This window comes from Streptomyces chisholmiae (genome assembly GCF_031845445.1).
GTDB classification, from domain to species: Bacteria; Actinomycetota; Actinomycetes; order Streptomycetales; family Streptomycetaceae; genus Streptomyces; species Streptomyces chisholmiae.
The window spans coordinates 1-466 of record NZ_JAVREO010000147.1; the positions used below are offsets into that span (position 1 = coordinate 1).

Sequence of the window (466 nt, forward strand, 5' to 3'; positions counted from 1 at the left end):
TACTGAACCCCACCCGGCTTGTACAACGAGTTGGATTGGCTGATCGACAGAAAAGCGGCCGGCCGGGAGAGGATCTCGCGGAAATCAAGCCCCTCCCACTGCTTGGCCAGCGGCGGGATGGCCGCCCGGTTGTCGGCCGGATAACCCAGTGCTTCGGGGTCGAGCGCGACCGGATCGAGTGGGGTGGTTCGAGATGATCCGTTGACGGCGATTGCGGTCACTGTCTTCCCTTTCGCGAGTCTGCTTGTGGCGCAGCGATCAGCGGCCACATCGGGTTTTACGGACCCGTAACAAGCCGCACGGGAATACCTTCGACCGGAGACGGCGAGGTTGACAGTCTTTGAATCTGCGCGATTCTGGCGCACCTACCGGTAGTCGTACGACCAGTACACCGAGCAGTACTCCGGTAGATCGGTCACCACCGGACGGTCGGCTCGCGACCGCGAGAGATTGAACAGGTACCAGG

General features: G+C 61.8%; 1 protein-coding gene. It reads right to left on the bottom strand.

The genetic code is table 11. The features are described from left to right. A partial coding sequence (locus RM844_RS32510) for a hypothetical protein (protein WP_311671039.1) occupies window positions 1-221 on the bottom strand: 221 nt, incomplete at its 3' end. Window positions 222-466 lie beyond the last annotated feature (245 nt).